9 protein-coding genes are annotated in these 19,467 nt (G+C 74.4%); 2 read left to right on the plus strand and 7 right to left on the minus strand.

All coding sequences use genetic code 11. The features are described 5' to 3' along the window. Positions 1-45: 45 nt before the first annotated feature. From ABZT74_RS14245 to eccCa, 6 genes are all read right to left on the minus strand, one after another. The gene (locus ABZT74_RS14245; protein ID WP_356167903.1) at positions 46-381 is read right to left on the minus strand and encodes a WXG100 family type VII secretion target; all 336 of its coding nucleotides are present in this window, start codon (positions 379-381) and stop codon (positions 46-48) included. Between the two features lie 122 nt (positions 382-503). Continuing rightward, the gene (locus ABZT74_RS14250) at positions 504-3,716 is read right to left on the minus strand and encodes a right-handed parallel beta-helix repeat-containing protein (RefSeq protein WP_356434945.1); all 3,213 of its coding nucleotides are present in this window, start codon (positions 3,714-3,716) and stop codon (positions 504-506) included. After that, entirely contained in the window at positions 3,713-6,454 is a 2,742-nt protein-coding gene (locus tag ABZT74_RS14255; protein ID WP_356167907.1) for a hypothetical protein, read from the minus strand. The genes ABZT74_RS14250 and ABZT74_RS14255 overlap by 4 nt, the downstream gene beginning before the upstream one ends. A 5-nt stretch (positions 6,455-6,459) precedes the next feature. Beyond that, the gene (gene eccB, locus ABZT74_RS14260) at positions 6,460-7,752 is read right to left on the minus strand and encodes a type VII secretion protein EccB (RefSeq protein ID WP_356434948.1); all 1,293 of its coding nucleotides are present in this window, start codon (positions 7,750-7,752) and stop codon (positions 6,460-6,462) included. Between the two features lie 11 nt (positions 7,753-7,763). Next, a complete protein-coding gene (eccD, locus tag ABZT74_RS14265; RefSeq protein WP_356434951.1) occupies positions 7,764-9,164 on the minus strand; it encodes a type VII secretion integral membrane protein EccD in 1,401 nt (466 codons plus the stop codon). Further along, on the minus strand, positions 9,161-13,189 hold the full coding sequence (gene eccCa / locus ABZT74_RS14270; protein ID WP_356434954.1) for a type VII secretion protein EccCa: 4,029 nt from the start codon (positions 13,187-13,189) through the stop codon (positions 9,161-9,163). The genes eccD and eccCa overlap by 4 nt, the downstream gene beginning before the upstream one ends. Positions 13,190-13,479: 290 nt before the next feature. Between eccCa and ABZT74_RS14275 the strand changes: the two genes are divergently transcribed. Beyond that, the gene (locus ABZT74_RS14275) at positions 13,480-14,106 is read left to right on the plus strand and encodes a response regulator transcription factor (protein ID WP_356167917.1); all 627 of its coding nucleotides are present in this window, start codon (positions 13,480-13,482) and stop codon (positions 14,104-14,106) included. A gap of 161 nt (positions 14,107-14,267) precedes the next feature. Beyond that, positions 14,268-15,734: a ricin-type beta-trefoil lectin domain protein gene (locus tag ABZT74_RS14280; protein ID WP_356434956.1), complete on the plus strand. Its 1,467-nt coding sequence runs from the start codon at positions 14,268-14,270 to the stop codon at positions 15,732-15,734. 47 nt (positions 15,735-15,781) lie between these two features. Here the strand turns inward: ABZT74_RS14280 and ABZT74_RS14285 are convergent, their stop codons facing one another. Next, entirely contained in the window at positions 15,782-19,390 is a 3,609-nt protein-coding gene (locus ABZT74_RS14285; protein ID WP_356434959.1) for a BTAD domain-containing putative transcriptional regulator, read from the minus strand. Positions 19,391-19,467 lie beyond the last annotated feature (77 nt).

Here is a 19,467-nt window from a genome sequence, read left to right on the forward strand (position 1 = left end):
GAGTGAACGGGGCTTCGGGGAAGGGGGTTGTCCGGCGGCAGTTGTCTAGAAGCCCGGCAGGGGCTGCGTCATGCTCTTGTGCAGGGTGCTCGCCGTGTCCGTGGTGGTCTGGTGCGTGGTGGTGTAACTGCCGGTGTTGGCCTGGAGCTTCTCCAGCATCAGACCGAGCTGGCTGCGCACCGTGGCGAAGTCCTGGAGCCAGGTGTCCATCGCGCCCTGGTAGGTGGTGGCCGCGTCACCGGTCCAGCTGGCCCGCAGGGCGTCGATCTGGCTCTGCATCTGCGTGTAGCTGCTGTTGGCCTCGTCCAGCGCGGCCTGGAAGCTGCCCTGGGCGGACGTCATGCCCGCGATGCTCACCGATGCTTCTGTGTTGCCGGCCATGGCCGTTCCTCTCGTCCGTGGGGTCCTCGGTCGTCACGATCGTCGCCGGGGCCCCTGGCGGTCGTTGACCGGATGCCGGGCACGCTGCCCGACCGACCGTCGATCTCTGCCCGTTCGTCCCGTCAGGGGGCCGCCGGCATCACCGCGGGCAGCGGGAGGTGTTCGGCGAGGTCGTCGAGGACCAGTTCGCGGGCGCGGGCGTGCTCGGCGAGACGGTCCGCCAGCCGGTGCGCGCCGTGGGCGCCGTGCGCCGGGTCCTGCCGGGACAGTGCCACCGCCACCTCCTCGCTCACCTCGAAGCCCAGCGCGGCCAGTCGTCGCGTGGTCAGTTCGGCGAGCCCGGCGCCGGTCCAGGACGGCAGCCGCAGGTACTCCGCGAACGACCCGGCCAGGTCGGTGCGGTCCCGGAGCAGATCCATCAGGTGCGGCGCGCTGCCGGACAGCACCAGGACGGCGCCGTGCGCGTCGCGGGACACGGCCTCCGCCGCCAACGCGTCGACGACGTCATCCCGTTCGACGGCCGGGCGGCGCTCGAAGGCGGCATCGGCCTCCGCCACCAGGATGCCGCCGGCCGCTTCCCGGAACACGTGGGCCAGGTAGGTGCGCGGCTGCCGCGGCCACCGGGCCGGGACGCCGGACAGCGTCACACGAGCGAACGCCCCGGACGCCACGACGCGGTGTTCGGCGAGCGTCCGCCCGTAGGCCGCCGCCACGGCACGGCGTCCGCTGCCCGGGGCCCCCTCCAGCACGACATCGGCCAGTCCGGCGGTGCCCTGCCCGAGTCCCACGAGGGTCTCGACACGGGCCGCCAGCGCCTCGGGCACGTGGCCGAAGCCGGTGAGCGCGGCCAGATGGCGGCCTGCCGACGCGGGGACGGATCCCGCGCCCGCCCCGGGTGCCGTCGGAGGAGCGGCAGAAGCGGCCGCCGTCACGGCGGGAGGGGCCGGGGGAGAAGCGGGCGGGAGAGTCGAGGCGGCCGGTGGTGCGGAGACGGCCGAGGGGGGTGGTGCCGTCAACTCCGTTGCGGGCAGGCGTGTTTGAGCGCGGACCGGCCTCTCCGTCCCCGCCGGGGGGGTGGGCGCCTGTGGCACCGGGGTGACGTCGGCGGCGGTCAGCCGGCTCAGGTCGCTGTCGTGCTCCGGAGACTGCGCGGCCAACCGGGAAGCCTGCGTACTGATCATCGATTCGAAGACCTGCCGGGCGACGCGGCCGTTGCCGAACGTCGGGCCCTTGGGGACGTCCTCGAAGTAGCGCGACAAGGCGTCCAGGGCGTCGTCGGCGAGTTCGTAGTAGTGCTTGGAGCACAACCCCCGGACGATGGTGACCAGTTCCTGCGGCGCGTAGTTCGGGAACTCGACCGTGCGGGCGAACCGTGAGGCCATGCCCGGGTTGGAAGCGAGGAAGCGGTCCATGTGCTCGGAGTAGCCCGCCGCGATCACCACGATCTCGTCGCGGTGGTCCTCCATCAGCTTCATCAGACACTCGACGGCCTCCTGGCCGAAGTCCGGACCCGTACCCCGCGACTGGTTGGTCAGCGTGTACGCCTCGTCGATGAACAGCACGCCGCCCAGCGCACGGTTGAAGACCTCGGTCGTCTTGATGGCGGTGCCGCCGATGATCTGGGCGACCAGGTCGGCGCGGGCCACCTCGACGATGTGGCCCTGGCTGAGGATGCCGAGTTCCGCGAGGACCGCCCCGTACAGCCGGGCCACGGTCGTCTTGCCCGTACCGGGCGGGCCCGCGAAGACCAGATGGCGGCTCATCGGCGGCATGGGCAGGCCCATCTCGGTCCGCCGCTTGGTCATCTTGTTGAGGTTGATCAGTCCGGTGACCTCGTGCTTCACACTCTCCAGGCCGACCAGCGCCTCCAGTTCGGCCAGCGGCCCGGTGCCGGAGCGGGGGGTCTCCGCGTCCTGAGGGAAGGCGGCGGGAGCGGGACGCGCCCCCGCGGGTTCCGCCGCGCGGTCCCGGGCGTTGTCCGAGACGGCGCAGTTGCTCAGGTCCGTCACGGCGTCGGCATGGGCGTTGACCCCGTGACCGCGCGCGCCGGTCATCCGGCAGCCGACGGCGGTGAGGGAGCCGCCGGCCAGCACCTGTACGGCGTCACCGGCGGACCCGGTGAACTCGCTGTCGTGCGCCGTCAGTTCGGAGCCCTCACCGACGACGGCGCCGCAGTCGCGCAGCGTGGATCCGGCCAGGTAGGCGGTCGACCTCCCGGCGAGCGCCAGCCCCTGACCGCCGCCGCTCAGCTCGATCGTGGTGTCCCGCAGGTTCAGCCGCGCACCGTCCTGGGCGCGCACGCCCGAGCCCGACGTGCCGGAGACGGTGAGCCGCTCCAGGTCGGCGGAGCCGGAGTCGGCGGCCTGCAGGGCGGCGGTCGCCGCGCCCCGGATCACAAGTCCGCTGCCGGTGACGGTGGTTGTCGCTCCCGTGACGTGCAGCCCCACCGGGCTGCCGGTGATCACGCAGTCCTCCAGGCGGGGCCGGGCGCCCCCCGTCGCCTGGAGACCGCTGCGCGTCGCGTCCGTCATCACGCAGCCGCGGAGGTGGGGCGCGGCCCCCTCGGCGATGTGCACGGACTGCCCGGCCGACCCCGAGAAGGCGCAGTCCGTGAGCGTGGTCTCGCCCCGGCTCGTGAGGTAGGCGTCCAGCCCGGCGCTGCCGGTGACGGTCACCCGGAGCAGGGCGGCCCGCGCCTCCTGTTCGACGGCCACCGCGGGCTTGCCGCTCCCGGTGATCCGGGTGGACTCGACGGTCGCGGACGCGCTGCCGTTGACACAGATCCCGTTGCCGCGCGCACGGTCGAGACGGCAGTCCCGTACGTCCAGACGGCCCTGTTCGGCGACCACGACGGCCGACGATCCGGCCTCGGTGATCTCCGTGGCCTCCAGTACGTTCCCGCCGCGCGAGGTGACGACGACGCCCGCGCCGTTCGGATTGGTGACCCGGCAGCCGCGCGCGGCCAGGACGCCCTCGTTCCACGCCAGCACCGCCGTCCAGGCGGCACCCTCGATCACGCAGTCGTCCAGCGCCGTCTGCCCGCGCCGCAGGTCGAGGACGGGTGCCTCCGGATCCGCGCCGGACAGGACGAGACCGGAGAGCTGGACCGCCTCCGCGTCCACGACGACGCTGCTCCCGGCCGCCGCGTGCACCCGGACGGACCCGGCGCCGCCCTCGGTGGACAGAGTCACCGCACGGGTGATGTCCAGGGACTCCTCGTACCGGCCGGGGGCCACGGTGACCAGCGCACCCTCCGCCGCCTCGGCCAGCGCGCCGGCGATCGTACGGTGGGCGCCCGGACGGTCCGGGGACACCAACAGGACTTGCCTGCTCACGGCTTGGCTCCTTCTGTACGACCTGTGTGTTCCGTGTCGGGGCTCAGGATCAGGCCGGGCGGGTCGGCGCTCTGCACGCCGGCGTCGGTGCCGGCCTTCTCCAGGGCGTCGAGGATGTTCCCCAGCCCCTTGAGGGCGATCTCGTCGAGCTTCACCCGCTGGAGGTCGACCCGGCCGTCATCGGCGATCTCCGACGGCGACACCTCCCGCATCAGCACGGCGTCGCCCACCGTGCGCAGCACCTTGAAGGACGTTCCCGGCAGGAACACCACGCGGTCCGGCACGGCCTGGTCCAGCGAGCCGGTCCTGCGGGCGGTCATCGACCAGATCAGCACGTCGGTGGCGCCGCCGCCCCGCGGGCCCGCGTGCAGCGACGTCCGGGCGTGACAGAACGCCCACTCGGTGACCAGCCTGTCGTCCCGGTACCAGGCGCGTTCGGCGTCCTGGAGGCGCGTACGCAGCAGGGCCGGTCCCCGGTAGGACGGCAGCCTGCGCAGTCCGGCCGTCACACAGCGGGCCAGCGGCACGTGCGGTCCCGCGGAGGCCGCGCGTACGGCGGCGTCGGCCACGCGACTGTCGCCCGACAAGTACAGCCGCACGGCGACGAGTTCGGTGAGCGCGTCCGCGGCCTCCGTCCTCGACCCGCCGCGCAGGCCCGGTGACTCGGACATCATCCGGGACACCGATCCGGCCGTCGCGTTGTACTGGTCGCTGAACGTCCGCCGCACCCAGTCCCGTTCCTGCGCGACGCCCCGTTCGGGCGGCAGCGCACAGGCGGCCGTCGTGGGCACGGGCTGCACGCGCACGCCGGTCGCCGCTCCGGCCGGGTTCGACCGCTGCGCGGGGACGGGCACCGGGGCGGAGGCCCCGGCGTCCGGCGCGGGCACCGCAAGCGGCTCCGGCTCCGGTGCGGGGGCGCCCGACTCCAGCCGGAATCGAGGGGCGGCGGGCCGGACGGGCCGCGGGGCGGACGCGGGCACCTCCTCCCGGGCCTCGGGGCGCCGACCGACGCCGTCCGCGCGGGCAGGTGTCCCGGCCGGGTCCACCTCGGGACTTCGCACCGGCCCGGGTGCGGTGCCGACGTCGGGGACCGGTTCCGCCGCCACCGGGAGATCCGGCGTGGACGTGGTGAGCCGCTCCGGATCGGGGCCTGCGGCGCTCGGGTGCGGTGGTCTGTGAACCGGTTCGGGTCCGGGACCGCCGGCGCCCGGGTCCCGCTCCGGAGCCGCGAGCCCCGACGTGGGTAGGGGCCCGACGGCGGGCGCCGGCTCGGGCTCTGCGGCGGTGTGCCCCGTCGAAGTGGCTTTCGGGGCCGGGGAGTCGGGCCACGACCTGGTGTCCGGGGCGCGATGGCCCGGGGCGCCGCCGGAGGGTGACGCCGAGCCCCCGGACTCCGTCCGGATGCGGGGCACGGCCTCCCGGGACGGCGTTCGTCCGGCCACGACCGGGGTGGTGTCGGCCTGCGGGTCCTCCGTCGTGCCGGACCCCGCACCGGCCCCGCCGCCCGGCACCGGTGCGGTGACCGAAGGGTCCGTACTCGCCCCGGCTCGACCGCCGTCCGACACGGTGACCGTGACGGCTGTGCCGTCCGCCGCTCGCTCTCCACGCGGCGGCGCCTCGTCAACAGCCGCCTGAGCGGCGGCAGTCGACGGTGTCTCCGCGCCGAACGTCGGGGCCACCCCGCCGGACGAGGTGGTCGCCACCGGCGTGCGCTCGCCGGGCCCCGGTGCCGTGACCGGCCGGCCCTCCGCCCCCGGCAGAGCGGTCGGACCCGACGTCGTCTCAGGACCGGGCTCCGTCCCCGGAGCGGCCCGCGGCACCTCACCGACGGAGGCCGTCACCTCGCCCGCCTGCCCGGCCGTCCCCGGGTGACCGGGCGCGGCGGCGTGCTCCGGCGTGTACGTGGTGTGGTCCGGCAGGTCCACGTTGCCGCCTCGGCCGGGCGCGCCCGAGGGCAGGTCCGCGTACAGGACGACCTCGTGGTCCAGGGCGTTCGCGAGACCCTGGCCGGGCGCCAGCGAGTCGGGGGTGCCGAGGCTGCCGTGGAGGACGAAACGCACCGCGGAGCGGGCGTTGGGCAGAACGGTGTCCCAGTAGCCGGCCACGTCGTCGACGGGCAGCGGCGCGCCGCCGGGGCTGCCGAGCACGACGAGGAGGTGCCGGGTGTCGGTCGGAACGGTCTCGACCGCGCGACGGTCCACCCCGGACAACGGCTCTCCGGCGGCCCTCAACCAGACGCCGGACGGGACCGGTTGGACGGTCGTGCGGTCGCCGGCCGGGCGCGGCCCGGCCGGTACGGAGAACTCCCAGATCGGCTTCGGGAACCGCTGCGAGTCGGGCTCGAAGGCGTGCCCGGGCCGGAACCGCAGCCAGGCGGCGCCCTCGTCGCCGGGCACGAACAGCCCGCCCGCGGTGGTCGGGACGAGGGGGCCGTCGGGGGCGAGGACCTCGCGGCCGAGCCGGTCGGCGATACGCCCGGCGGCCGTCCGGACGTCGTCGCCCCTGCCCCGTCCGAAGACCAGCCGCAGGCTGCCGTACCGGGAGGAGGACAGCACCTTGGCCACCGCCGCCCACTCGTCGGCGATGACCTGGGACGGCAGGTCCACGACGACGAGGGTGTGCCGCGGGTCGCGCGCGAGGCCGCCCGCGAAGCCGGCCGCCCGCTCGTCGAGCCGGTCCTTGGGATGGACGAGGAGCGCGTCACCGACCGGTGTCGCGCGCAGGCGGAGCTTGCCCATCCGGCTCATCCCCTTCCGGCGGCGGAGCGGCTGAGCACCGGGCCGTCGGGCAGGAGGGCGAGGACGCTCGCGGGCAGGGTGAGCCGGCGCTTGGTGTCGGCGAGTCCGAGAGCCCGCGCGGCCGCGGCGTCGGCGATCCGGTACTTCACGCCCTGCTCCGTGACGAGGTACTGGCCGCCGCCGTCGGCGGGGACGGCCAGCACACCGGCCCCGGCCGGCAGGGCGACCCGCCGCTCGGCCACCGCGGACACGGTCAACCGGACCTTCCCGTCGTGGAGTTGCTCCAGGCAGATCGTTCCGCCGGCCAGCGGGCGGACACCGACGACATCCGGGATCCGGTCCGTGGGGCCGCGGTCCGCCGAGACCCCGGCCACCGCGATGTCCGCCTGGGCGACCTGCCGGGGCTCGGGCGCGCCGGATCGGGCGGCGAGCAGGGCGTACGCGGTCGCGTTGACCGGGACGAGCCCGTCGGAGCGCAGCAGGTAGCGGTGTTCCGTCCCGCCCGAGCTGGTGCGGAAGAGCTGCCCGACCCGGGCGGCCTCCCCGGCGACCTTGCCGGCCGGCTTCCCGGTCCCCGGCGGCACGGGTGCGGCGAGGGCGGCGCCGGTGGGGACCGCGCCGAGCCAGTCGGCGCCGGCCGCGAGCGGCGTCTGGTCGTCCAGGCCGAGGGCGATGAGGGCGGAGTCGTCGGGGACGGGGTGCTTGACGCCGCGTACCAGCAGGTAGCGCGTGTCCTCGGGGCCCTTGAGCAGCACCTGCCGACCGGACGGCAAGGGGCGCATCGCGGCGGCCGACCGCCCGAAGGCGAGGGTCTGCCCGACGACGCCGGACCCGGCCCCCGGCAGGCAGCGCGCCCAGGGTCCGGCCGTCAGCGCGGACGCGTCCGGCACGGTGTCCGGGGCGCCGGGGATGCCGACCGGGCCGCCGTGCGGAACCCCGGCGAGGGAGGCGGCGGAGAGTGTCTCGGGCGCCGACCGCTTGCCCGCGATGAGCAGCGCGGAGGCGTAGTTGCGGGTCGGGCGCAGGACACCGCCCGCGTAGACGTAGCGGTTGCCGGTGTCCTCCTCCAGGACGAGGGCCCCGTCCTTGCGCCAGTCGTCCTTCGCGACGGGGGAGATCAGTCCGTACACGCCGAACCCGGCGCACAGCAGCACCACCAGGCCCACGCCGAACACGGAGCCGAGGGCCGACCGCCGGGTCGGGCTGTCGCCGCGGCCGGGGTCCCCGCTGACGAGGGCCGAGGCGAGCCGGCCCATGGCGAACTGGTACGCCTGTACGTGATCGCGTCGAGTCTGCACGTCCGCCCGCCCTAGCCCGCGAGCCCGCGGAAGTACGCGTACGCGTCGAGGACCTGGAGCAGCAGCGGCAGCAGGGCGATCGCCGTGACGATCTCCAGCAGGTCCCCGAGGTGGCCCCAGACGGGCAGTAGCCGGGCGCGCGGCAGCCGCCAGGCGCCGACCAGCAACAGGACGGCCGCGGCCAGCAGCACCACGAGGGCGACGACGCGTCCGGCCGGCCCGCTCGCGGCGGTGCGCACGACGAGGACGAGGGCCAGTCCGTACGCGCCCGCCAGGACGGCGGGTACGCGCTGGAGGGTGCCGTTCGTGCCGCGTGCGCGGAGCAGCACGGCGAGGCTCAGGGCGAGGGGAAGCAGCCAGCCGGTCCAGCCGTGTTCGGCGTCCGTCAGCAGCCAGAGGGCAACAGCCCAGACCAGCGCCGAGGCGACGGCGATCATGTCGAGGCAGGCGGTGGCGACGGAGACACGGAGCGCGACCCGCGCGTCCGGCTCCGGTTCGATGTCGAGCTGGAGCTCCCGCGCGTCGTGCGGGAGTTGGGGAACCCGCAGTCGGGCCGTGCGCAGCGCCAGCCGGGGCGCGAGATGGCCGAGCACGAACAGGGCCACGGCGACCACGGCGGCGGCCTGGTCGCCGCGCAGTCCGGCGCCCTCGGCCAGTCCCGCGCCGGCCGCCGCTGCGACGGCGGTCAGCAGGACGGTGCCGGGGACGACCAGCGGCAGTGCCCCGAGCGCGAACAGCGCGCCGGCCAGCGCGATCACACATCCGGCGCCGAGGAGCACGCCGGTCAGACCGGGTGTGTGGCCGGCCGAGTGGCTCACGCGCAGCACCGCGCCGGAGAGGCCGGCGAAACCGAAGGCGCCGAGTCCGGCGACCAGGACGCTGGTCCGGTCGGCGCCCATCCGGGCGGCGGTCGCGCAGGCGACGGCCAGCACCACGGCCACCGCCGCGGCGACGGCGGACGTACGGGGCCCGGTCCCGGCGCCGAGCAGCGCCGCGGCGAGCCCGACGAGGGCGAGGCAGGCCAGGCCGGCGGCGAGGCCCCGGGTGAGCTCGGGCCTCCACCTGCCAGGACCGTCGCCCACCGTGTGCGCGACCCCGTCGGCGACGTCGTCGAAGTGCAGCGCGGGCAACGAGGCGTCGGCCGGCCGCAGATGCAGGACGTCGCCCTGGCGCAGCCCGGCGCTCTCCGGGGTCGCCTCGGCGGCGAGCGGCTCCTCGCCGAGCCGTTGAAGCACCCACGGCGTGCCGTCCGCGGCGGCCCCGGTGGGCAACTGCCGGAGCAGGACCGGGAGAAGCGCGGACACCGGGGTGGTGACCGGGACGGACAGGTCGGTCCGGCCGTCCGGGGTCTCGACGGTGACGCGGCAGACCTCGGTGGCCCGTCCCGTCAGCGGTACGGCGGTGGTCATCATGCTCCTGTGGGGACGGGGGACGCCGACACCAGTCCGGTCTGGACCAGCTTGACGGTGCGGCGGGTGACGAGCTGGGCCCGGCCGGCGGGCAGGGTGCGGGGCTTGGCCTCGCCGATGAACTTGCCCTCCTCCTTGGGGTAGGAGAACAGCAGCGCCGGGTTGCCCAGCTCCCACATGCGGCGGATCAGCGGGTCCATGACGGAGCGCATCGCGCCCGAGGTGCTGCGGGCGACGACGAGATGCAGGCCTATGTGGGCGCCCTGCGCGAGCAGGGGCACCAAGGGGGCCATCGGGGACACCGACCCGGGTCCGCCGCCGAACAGGTCGTAGTCGTCGATGAGGACGAACAGCAGCGGTCCTGTCCACCAGTCCCGCTTCTCGAGCTGTTCTGGCGTGACGTCGGCGCCCGGCCGGCGTTTGGCCACGGACACGGCGGCACTCTCCGCGAGCTTGCCGAGCCCGTCGTTGTCGACGACGTAGCCGACGCGGTACTCCTCCGGGACGTCCTTGAGGAGTCCGCGCCCCGGGTCGGCCAGCAGGATGCGGGCCTCCTCCGGGCGGTAGCGGGCGGTGATGGCGCGGATCGCCAGCCGCAGGGCGTTGGTCTTGCCGGTCTCGCCGTCGCCGTACACCAGCAGGTGGGGTGTGGCGCCGAAGTCGTGCCAGACGGGGGCGAGCCGCTGCTCGTCCCAGCCGAGGCAGAACCTCAGGTCGCGGGCGTCCGCGGGTGCCGGCAGCCGTCGCGCGTCCAGGGTGGTCGGCAGCAGCCGGACGCCGGGGGCACTGCCACCGGTCCAGAACGTGTCGATCTCAGCGACCGCGGCCTTCGTGGCGGCCGTCAGGTCGTCGGTCCGCGAGGAACTGTCGAGCCGGGGCAGCGCGGAGAGGAAGTGGTGCCCCGACGCGGTCAGACCCCGCCCGGACCGGTGCGGCACCCCCGCCGCGGCCCGGGAGCCGACCTCGGACTCCATCGCGTCACCGAGGCGCAGTTCGAGTTTGGTGCCCAGCATGTCCCGCAGCCGGGGCCGTACTTCGGACCAGCGGACCGCCGAGACCACCACGTGCAGGCCGAACGACAGCCCCCGGGCGGCGAGTTCCATCACCCGCTGCTCCAGGTCCTCGTAGTCCTGGCGGAGCGTGGCCCAGCCGTCGACCAGCAGGAAGACATCGCCGTACGGATCGTCGACCGTGCCGTCGGCGCGCAGCGCCCGGAACGCGGCCATCGACTCCAGCCCCTTGGCGGCGAACAACTGCTCACGCCGTTCCAGGAGTTGAGAAAGCTCCTCGACGGTCCGCAGGACCCGGTCGCGCTCCAGCCGGGTCGCCACCGAGCCGACGTGCGGCAGCCCGGCGGTGGACACCAGACCGCCGCCTCCGAAGTCCAGGCAGTAGAACTGCACCTCGTCCGGCGTGTGGGTCAGCGCGAGCGACAGCATCAGGGTCCGCAGCAGTGTCGACTTGCCCGTCTGCGGCGCGCCCACCAGACCGAGGTGCCCGTCGGCTCCGGACAGGTCCGCGACCAGCAGCTCGCGCAGCTGCTCGAACGGCCGGTCCACCAGACCCAGCAGTACCCGCAGGGCACCCTGCGCGCGCGGGTCGGACGCGCCCATCCCGCGCACCGGGTCGGGCACGATGCCGGGCAGCAGCTCGTCCAGCGCGGGCGACTCGGACAACGGCGACAGCCACACCTGCCGTGCGGGCGGACCGTTGTCCTCCAGCCGTCCCACCAGGACGTCGAGGAGACTGTCCTCGGCGCTCTCGCCGCCGCTGTCGGTCCTGTCCGCCTCGCCGCCCTGGTCGCGCAGCGCCTCCTCGGCGAGCGACACGAGCGCCGCGGCCTCCTCCTCGGCACGGACCGACGCCAGGGCGCCGCGCGCCTCCAGGCCGAAGGCGGTCACCTCCAGCGCGGCCCCCTCGCGGCGGCCGGCCTCCTGCGGATCCGGCGCGGCGGGAACGGGCCCCGAGACGTAAGCGGCCTTGAACCGGACGAGGTTGGTGGTGTCCACCTTGAGATAGCCGTTGCCGGGGGCGGACGGCAGCTCGTACGCGCTCGAGGTGCCGATCACGCTGCGCGACTCCATCGAGGAGAAGGTGCGCAGCGCGAGCCGGTACGACAGGTGGCCCTCGACGCGATGGATCCGCGACTCGTCCAGACGCTGGGAGGCGAGCAGCAGGTGCACACCGAGACTGCGCCCGAGCCGGCCGATCGACACGAACAACTCGATGAACTCCGGCTTGTTCGCCAGCAGTTCCGAGAACTCGTCCACGATGATCAGCAGCGACGGCAGCGGGGCGAGGGTGCTCGCACCCGCGCCGCGCGCCTTCTCGTACTCGTACAGCGAGGCGAACCCAGCCTCACGCAACAGCTCCTGACGGCGGATCATCTCGCCGTTGATGGAGTCCCGCATGCGATCGACGAGGTGCAGCTCGTCGGCCAGGTTGGTGATGACGGCCGACGTGTGCGGCAGCCGGTCCATGTTGAGGAAGGTGGCGCCGCCCTTGAAGTCCACCAGGACCAGGTTGAGGATCTCCGAGGAGTGGGTGGCGGCCAGGCCCATCACCAGGGTGCGCAGCAGCTCGCTCTTGCCGGAGCCGGTCGCGCCGATCAGCAGACCGTGCGGGCCCATGCCGCCCTGCGCGGACTCCTTCAGGTCGAGTTCGACGATCTCGCCGTCCTCGGTGACACCGATCGGCACCTTGAGGCGGGCGTCCTGGGCCAGCCGCGGCCGCCACTTGGCCGGCACGTCGAAGCCGCGCACGTCGCGGATGCCGAGCATGGCCGTCAGGTCGAAGTCGGACTCCAGCGGCCGGTCCACCAGGTCGACGCCACCGCCGGTGCGCATCGGGGCCAGGACACGGGCGAGGGTCTCCGCCTGCACGGTGCCGAGCCGGTCGGCCCGGCCGGAGACCGTCTCCGTACCGCTCGGGAAGTCGACCCGCCCGTCGCGGACGGTGAGGCGCAGCACCTTGGGGCCGCCGGGCACCGCACCGGTCAGGTCGAGGAGCACCACCCCGCGCACCCCGGCGCCGAGCAGCCGCGAGGTCTCGGGGATCCGCACGCCCTGCGCGACGATCACCGTGAATGGCTCGGCCACGCTCGGGGCGGACGCCGGGTCGTGATCGGGCCGGTCGCGCAGTTCGGGACCGAGCAGGTCCAGCAGGGCGTCGTGGTCACCGGCGGCGAGCCGGACCGGACCGGCGGCGTCCTCCTCGAAGGGATGCGCGTTGTGCGGCAGCCATTTGAGCCAGTCCCAGGCGTCCAGCGCCTCGTCGTCCCCGAGCACCGCGACGCGCAGTTCGTCGGGGGAGTGGAGGACCATGAGCTGCCCGAGCATCGCGCGCGCCAGGGCGAGCGCGTCCCCGGTCGCGCCGGTGAACTCCACGCTGGTGAAGCGGCGCAGCGACACCGGTACGGGCAGCAGCGGAACGGTCTGGTGGGCCCGGGTGAACCGGCGCAGCGAGATCGCGCACAGCGGCTCCAGGTCCTCCACCGGCTTAGTCTGCGGCGGCAGGAACTCCAGTGCGGCCCGACGGGTGCCGAGCCCGATGCGTACCCGCGCGAAGTCCTCGTGGCCGGGCCTGCGTTCCCACAGGCGGGGGCCGCGGGCGAGGGCCCAGAGATCACCGGCGTCCGGGTTGTCCCAGAGCAGAGCCGCCCGCTGGGCATCGGCCGCCTGCCGGGCCTGGGTCCGCTTCTGGCCGAGATAGCGCAGGTAGTCGCGCCGTTCGGCCCGCATACGACGGCGGCGTTCCGCACCGGGGCGGCCGACCTGCATCAGCGTCATGCTGACCATGGCGACGCCCATCATCCCGGTCATCATGTACATCGACGTGCCGCCGCTGCCGACCGAGAACATCAGCACCATGGCACCGGCACCCAGGCCCATCGGCAGGTACATCATCACCGAGCCGAAGTCCGCGGTGGCGGGCTCCCCGAGGACGGGGGGCTCGGCGAGTTCGACCTGCCCCTCGGGCATCGGGGGCCCCTCGGCACGCGGCGAGCGCTTGGCGACCACGGTGCTCAACGTGCTTCCTGCTTTCCTGCGGTTTTTCCGTGGCTTTCGCGCCACTGAGTCTTCATTGCGAGCGTAGGCAGGGCGCCTCCCGGACCCCGCCGCACGGACCGATGTCTGTCCCGGCGGACAGCGAAGCGTGGCCGGACGGGCAAACCCGCCAAGTGCACGCCAAGTGATTGCCAAGGCCGTCCGGCGACGATGTCCGCGCGTCCGCCGCCACGGTCGCCCGACGCCGTGCCGGTACCCCGGCCCCATCTGGGCGACGGTCCGAACCAGGAAGGACATCAGTGACGTTGGGGATGATCTCGATCGCAGTCCTCGCCAGTGACCCCATCACGGGCGAGGGGGCCGCCTGGTCCCTGTGCAGGTACCCGGGACTGAAGGTGCTGCCCCAGGAGGAGCACCGGCAGGCGGACGTGGTGCTCGTGCTGACGGCGGAGGTGACCGAGGAGACGATGGTGCTGATGGAGTCGGTCGCCGCCCGCGCGGCCAACCCGGCGATGGGCATGGTGCTGGTGACCGGACGCATCGGCGAGGCCCAGCTCATGCGCGCCGTCCAGTTCGGCCTGCGCGGGGTGATGTGGCGTCAGGACAGCACGTTCGACAACGTCGTCGAGGCCGTACGGACGGTAGCCGAGGGCGCCGCCCTGCTGCCGGCCCCGGTGCAGGGCCAACTCATCGACCACATCAGGCGGGTGCAACGCGATGTACTCGGACCGCTGGGGCTGACCACCTCCGGTCTGGAGGCCCGCGAGGTCGACGTCCTCCGCCTGCTGGCCGACGGTCTCGACACGACCGAGGTGGCACAGAAGCTCAACTACTCGGAGCGGACCATAAAGAACATCGTCAGCGTCATGATGAACCGTCTCGGACTGCGCAACCGCACCCACGCGGTCGCCTTCGCGCTGCGCTCCGGAACGCTGTAGATACGGGGCTTCTCCCGCCCCCTCCACCGGGCCGGACGGTCGCAGGGGAAGCATTTCCGGTCCTGGCGGGCAGAGTTCGCCCCCACGGCGACGCCACCGGTTCACGGACTCCTAGGTTCGAACTTCGGGAGACCACCAGACGCGGAGGCGGGCAGGCGCACATGGAACACAGGACCGGACCGGCGGAACCGACCGGGGAATCGGCCGGGGACTCCGGGGAATCGGCCGGGGACGCCGCTGTCTGGGAGCAACCGCTGCCCTGGCTGCGGGAGTCGGGGCCCGACACCGCGCCGGAGTCGACGGGTGAACCGGAGGCCGGGAACACCCCCGTTCCTGATGCGGAGGCTGCCAACTCCCGCATATCCGGGACAGCGGCCGCGAACACTCCGGTTCCTGACGCGGATTCCCTGGGCAGCGGCGACGGTGAACCCGAGTTCGCGCCGGCCTCCGCCCCCGCTTCCGAGTCCGAGCCCCAGTCCGAGCCCCAGTCCAACCCCGTGACAGCTCCGCCGACGGAGCCGTCGCCGGACCTCGACACCGCCGGCGATCCCGGCTCCGACATCGACCCCGGCTCCGAGTCCGCGGACGGCAACCTGCCGGCGCCCGGCACCGGTTCCGACGACGCGCCCGTACCCCGTTCGGCGTCGGAGCCCGCGCCCGAGCCTTCGCCCGAAGCAGGGGCCGCGTCCGGAACCGGCGCGCGCTCGTCCTCCGGAGACGGTGAACCCGGCCGTATGGCACGGCTGTTGGCGACCAGGACCCTCCACTCGGCCGTCGTCCCCGGCGGGGCGGGCGCGGACGAGGCCCAGCCGGAACGCAACGCGCGGCTGATCGGCGCGGTGGCCGCCGTCTCGGTACTGGTGGCACTGGGCCTCGGCACCGTCGCGGTCGTCGCCCTCCCCGGCGGGGGCGACTCGGAGCCGAGTGCGGCACAGGTCGAGGACGCCGCCGTTCCCACGGTCGGCCCGGACGGCTCGGTACTGCCGTCCCGGTCCGGGTCCCCGTCGCCCTCTGCGCGGGAGCACCGTACGGGCGACAAGCCGGGATCGAAGGCACACGTGGGCAAGGGCACGGGCAAGGACGGCGGTTCGCCGTCGGCCGACGAAGGACACGCCCCCGCACACGCGCCCGCCGCAGGCGACGGCCAGACGGTCGACACCGCGTCCACCCACAAGGCGAGCACCACATCCACGGGCACACACCGATCGGACTCCGAACCGGTGGCCGACACCGCGGCCGAGCCGACCGGCGACATGATCGTCGGCTACGCCTCCTCCCGGTGCGTGGGCGTCTCCGCGCACAAGGGGTCCGACGGTTCGCCGCTGACGCTCCAGGGCTGCGGCGGCGACGCGTGGCAGAAGTGGGTGTTCGCGTCGGACGGCAGCGTCCGCTCGATGGGACTGTGCATGGACATCGCCACCGCCTCCACCTCCGACGGCGCCGGTATCCAACTGGCGCGCTGCAACGGCGGTTGGGCACAGAAGTTCAACCTCAACAGCTCCCACGACCTGGTCAACACCCAGATCGGGAAGTGCGTCGACGCCAAGAACGCGGGCACGGCCGCGGGGACCCGTCTCCAACTGTGGGACTGCGAGGGCACGTCCAACCAGAAGTGGCACCTGGGCTGAGCCGTCCGAGCATGCGGACCGGTCCTTCAGGCACCCCTTCGACCGCCCTACCTGAGGCAGTGACGGCCCGCCCGCCCGGGGCTCCGGCCCGCCGGTTCGTCCCGTCCGGCCAGGGCCGTCCGGGCCGCCGCGGCCAGATGCGGGGAGCCCCACCGCAGGGCGATCTCCTCGGCGTGCGCGAACTGCCGCAGCGCTTCGGGCTCGTCGCCGAGCAACCGGTGGATCTCGCCCAAGGACTGGGCGAGAGGGCGGGTGACGAAGGAGATGCTGGCGGCGCCCGCGAGCTGGCTGCGGACCGGCAGCAGGAGGGGGATCAACTCCCGTGCGGCGCCGGGGTCTTCCAGCAGGCAGGCCAGCTCCGCCCGGAAGGACAGGGCGATGCTGTAGAGGTGGTCGGGCACGGGAGCGGAAGGGGAGAGGCCGAGCGCGTGGGCCTCGTCGATCCGGCCCTGGCGTGCGAGGACCACACCCAGGGCGAGCCAGGTGACGGGAGTGGCACGGTCGTGAACGGACCGCAGGAACGGCTCGGCGTCCTCGGGGCGTCCCTGGCTGAACCGCACGGTCGTCAGGCCGAGGGCGTGCACGACATCGCCGTGCGCCGACCGGTTGGCGCGCAGCCGGTCCCGTACGTCGGTGTAGCCGGCCTCGGCGTCGGCGAAGCGGCCTTCGACGTGCGCCAGCATGGCCTGGGTCGACAGATTGACGACCTCCGCCTCGACCAGCCGGTGCCTCCGGGCCACCGCCCGTCCCTCACGGGTGTGCCGGCGGACTCCGGCGACGTCGTTGAGGGCACCCGCGGCCATGCCGCTGATGTGTTCCCGTACCCAGGTGTTGGCGGGCAGGTCGTGGGCGTAGCCGAGCACCCGCAGCTCGGACGCCAGGAGTGTCCGGTGGTCGGGGAAGCCGTGCGGCGCGACGGCGGACGCGGCGGTCAGGGCGCAGGAGATCAGCAGCGGGTCGCCGACCGCACGCGCGACGGCCAGTCGATGGGCGGCCGTCCGCTCCCCGACGGGGTGGGACGCGACGGCACCGGTGCCGTCGCAGTGGCGCCGCCGGTCCTGACCGGCCTCCTCGGCGGGGGACGGCCGGGCCGCGAGGGCGAGGACGAGAGGGTCGGCGGCCGCGCGGGCCGCGAGCCGGTCGGCGAAGTGATCGAGCGCGGCCGGGGCGACGAGCCCCTGTGGCCCACTCAGGGCGAGGCCGGGGCCGATGGACGCACCGAGCGCCACCGAGACCAGGGCGTCGTGGCTGACGTCCGAGGCCGCCTCGATGGCCCGTTGCCGGGTGTTCCGCGCGGACACCACCGCTCCGGCGCGTATCTCCGCCCGCAGCAGCCGTCCGAGCAGCGCCACCAGCCGCGCCGCGCGTGTGTCGCCCGGGCTCTCGTCGTCGGCGGGTATCAGGGCGAACGACTCGATGGCCTGCTCGAGCAGTTCCGCCGCGGTGTCGTGGGCGTAGCGGCGCTCCGCGAGATCGGCCGCGCCCAGCGAGTACTCGACGGCCAGCGCCGCCGTCGCCGCCGTCGCCGACCGGGCGAAGTGGTGCGCCAGCGCGGCCAGATCGTCCGGACGGCGACGGCGCACCACGTCCGCGACCCGCGCGTGCAGGCGGGCGCGACGCACACCGACCAGGTCGGTGTACACGGTGTCGCGGACCAGGGCGTGCGCGAACCGGACCAGGCCGGGCGCCGGTTCGGTCAGCAGCCCCGCCAGCACGCACTCCTCCAGGCTGTCGAACACCTCGTGCTCCGGGTGCCGTACGGGGTCCGCGGCCTCGATGAGCACGCTCACCTCGGACTCGCGGCCGACCACCGAGGCGAGCTGCAGGACGCCGAGTGCCCCCGGCAGGAGCTGCCGCAGACGGCGGCGGAGCACGTCGCGCACGCCCTGGGGCACTTCGGAGATCGCCACCAGGGCGCCCTCGCTGGCGAGCAGCCGGGCGCTCTCGCGTACGTAGAAGGGGTTCCCGCCGGTCCGCTCGGCGAGCGCGGTCACGGTGGCCGCGTCGACCGGGGTTCCGCACACGGCCCGGACCACGGTGTCCACGTCGTGCGGCGGCAGTCCGCCGAGCGCCAGCCGGTGCGGTGACCGGTGGGCGAGTTCGGCGAGGGTCTTGGCCAGCCGGTCGCCCGCGTCGGCGGGGCGGTACGCGGCGATCACCAGCACCGGCACGCCGGTCAGCTCGGCGGTCCGCTCCAGCAGGGCCAGCGTCTCCCCGTCCGCCCGGTGCAGATCGTCGATGACGACGGCGAGCGGGGACTCCCCGGCGGCGGTGCGCAGCCACGCGCTGAACGCCCGGTGCATCCGGAACCGTCCCACCGCCCATCCGTCACCGGACCCCGGAGCCTGCTCCGGAAGGTGGCCGCTGGCGTGGCGGTACTGCTCCGCGTGCCCGCCGTACTCCCCGTCGTGGAGGAGGGCGCCGAGCGCGTCCGGGTCCGCCGGGGGTGTGCGCCGGGCGAGTTCGCCGAGCGCCTCCGTCCAGGCCCACGCGGGCGGGGCGCCGTCGAACTCGGGGCAGCGCCCGACCACCACGGTCCAGCCGTCGGCCCGCAATCGTTGCCGGAACCGTTTGAGCAGCGCGGACTTGCCCGCTCCGGGTTCCCCGGTGACCAGGACGACACCGCCGTGCCGCCGGGCGCCCGCGGCCGCGTCGTCCAGCGCCCGCAGCTCGGGATCCCGTCCCACGAACGGCTCGTGGGAGGTCCCCGGCGTCACGGTCGCCTCGACGGACGGGACACCGCCGGCCAACGGCGCGCGCGCCGGGCTCCGTTCCGCGGTGGGCGCGTGCGACGGAGCCCGGTTCGCCGCCGGCGGGTGGGGGACGGCGGACGTCATCGGCTGTTCGGAAGGCGCGACGGACACCGCCGGTTCGGACGGGCCCGCTCCCGGTACGGCCGCACGCAGCACGTCCGTCCGGCCCGTCAGCATCGCCGTCTCCAGCTCGATCAGCGCCTCGCCCGGGCCGAGGCCGAGTTCGTCGGCCAGCACGGCGGTCGCCCGGCGCAGTTCGGCCAGCGCGTCGGCCCGCCGACCGCTCGCCCACAGCGCGAGCGCGAGCAGCCGCCGGCCCTCCTCGCGCAACGGATGCTCCCGTACGAGCGCCTCCGCCGAGGGCACCGCCTCGGTGGCCGCCCCGGACCTCAGCGTCGCCTCGACGGCCAGTTCCCTTGCCACGGTGTGCAGTTCGCCCAGCCGGGCCGCCTCGGCCCCGGCCCACTCCTCGTCCGCCCACTCACCGTAGGCAGCCCCGCGCCACCAGCCGAGCGCCTCCTCCAGCAGCCCCCGCGCCTGCGCCGGAGGGACGGTGCGCGCACGCCGCACGGCCTCCTCGAAGCGCCAGGCGTCGACCGCGTCCTGCGGCAGCCGCAACGCGTAGCCGGGCGGCGCGCTGACCAGGACACCGGCCGGCGTCCGGGGGGCCCGGTTCGGTTCGAGGACCCGCCGCAGGTTCGACACGTAGGCGTGCAGCGAGGCCGCCGCCTTCTCCGGGGGACGGCCGCACCACAGGCGGTCGATGAGCCGGTCGACGGGTACCACGTTGCCGCGGTTCGCCATCAGGAGGGCGAGGACCGCGCGTTGCCGGGGGCTTCCCAGGTGTACCGGCGTTCCGCCGATGTCGGCACCGAGCGGCCCCAGGACCTGAACACAGAGCATGAGGCGCAAATCTACAGCGCTCCCGGCACGCCCATCCAAGGGCGGCGCGCGGTGGCGGGGCGCCTGCGTCAAGCCTT

The sequence above is a fragment of the Streptomyces sp. NPDC005302 genome, from assembly GCF_040607345.1.
GTDB lineage: Bacteria > Actinomycetota > Actinomycetes > Streptomycetales > Streptomycetaceae > Streptomyces.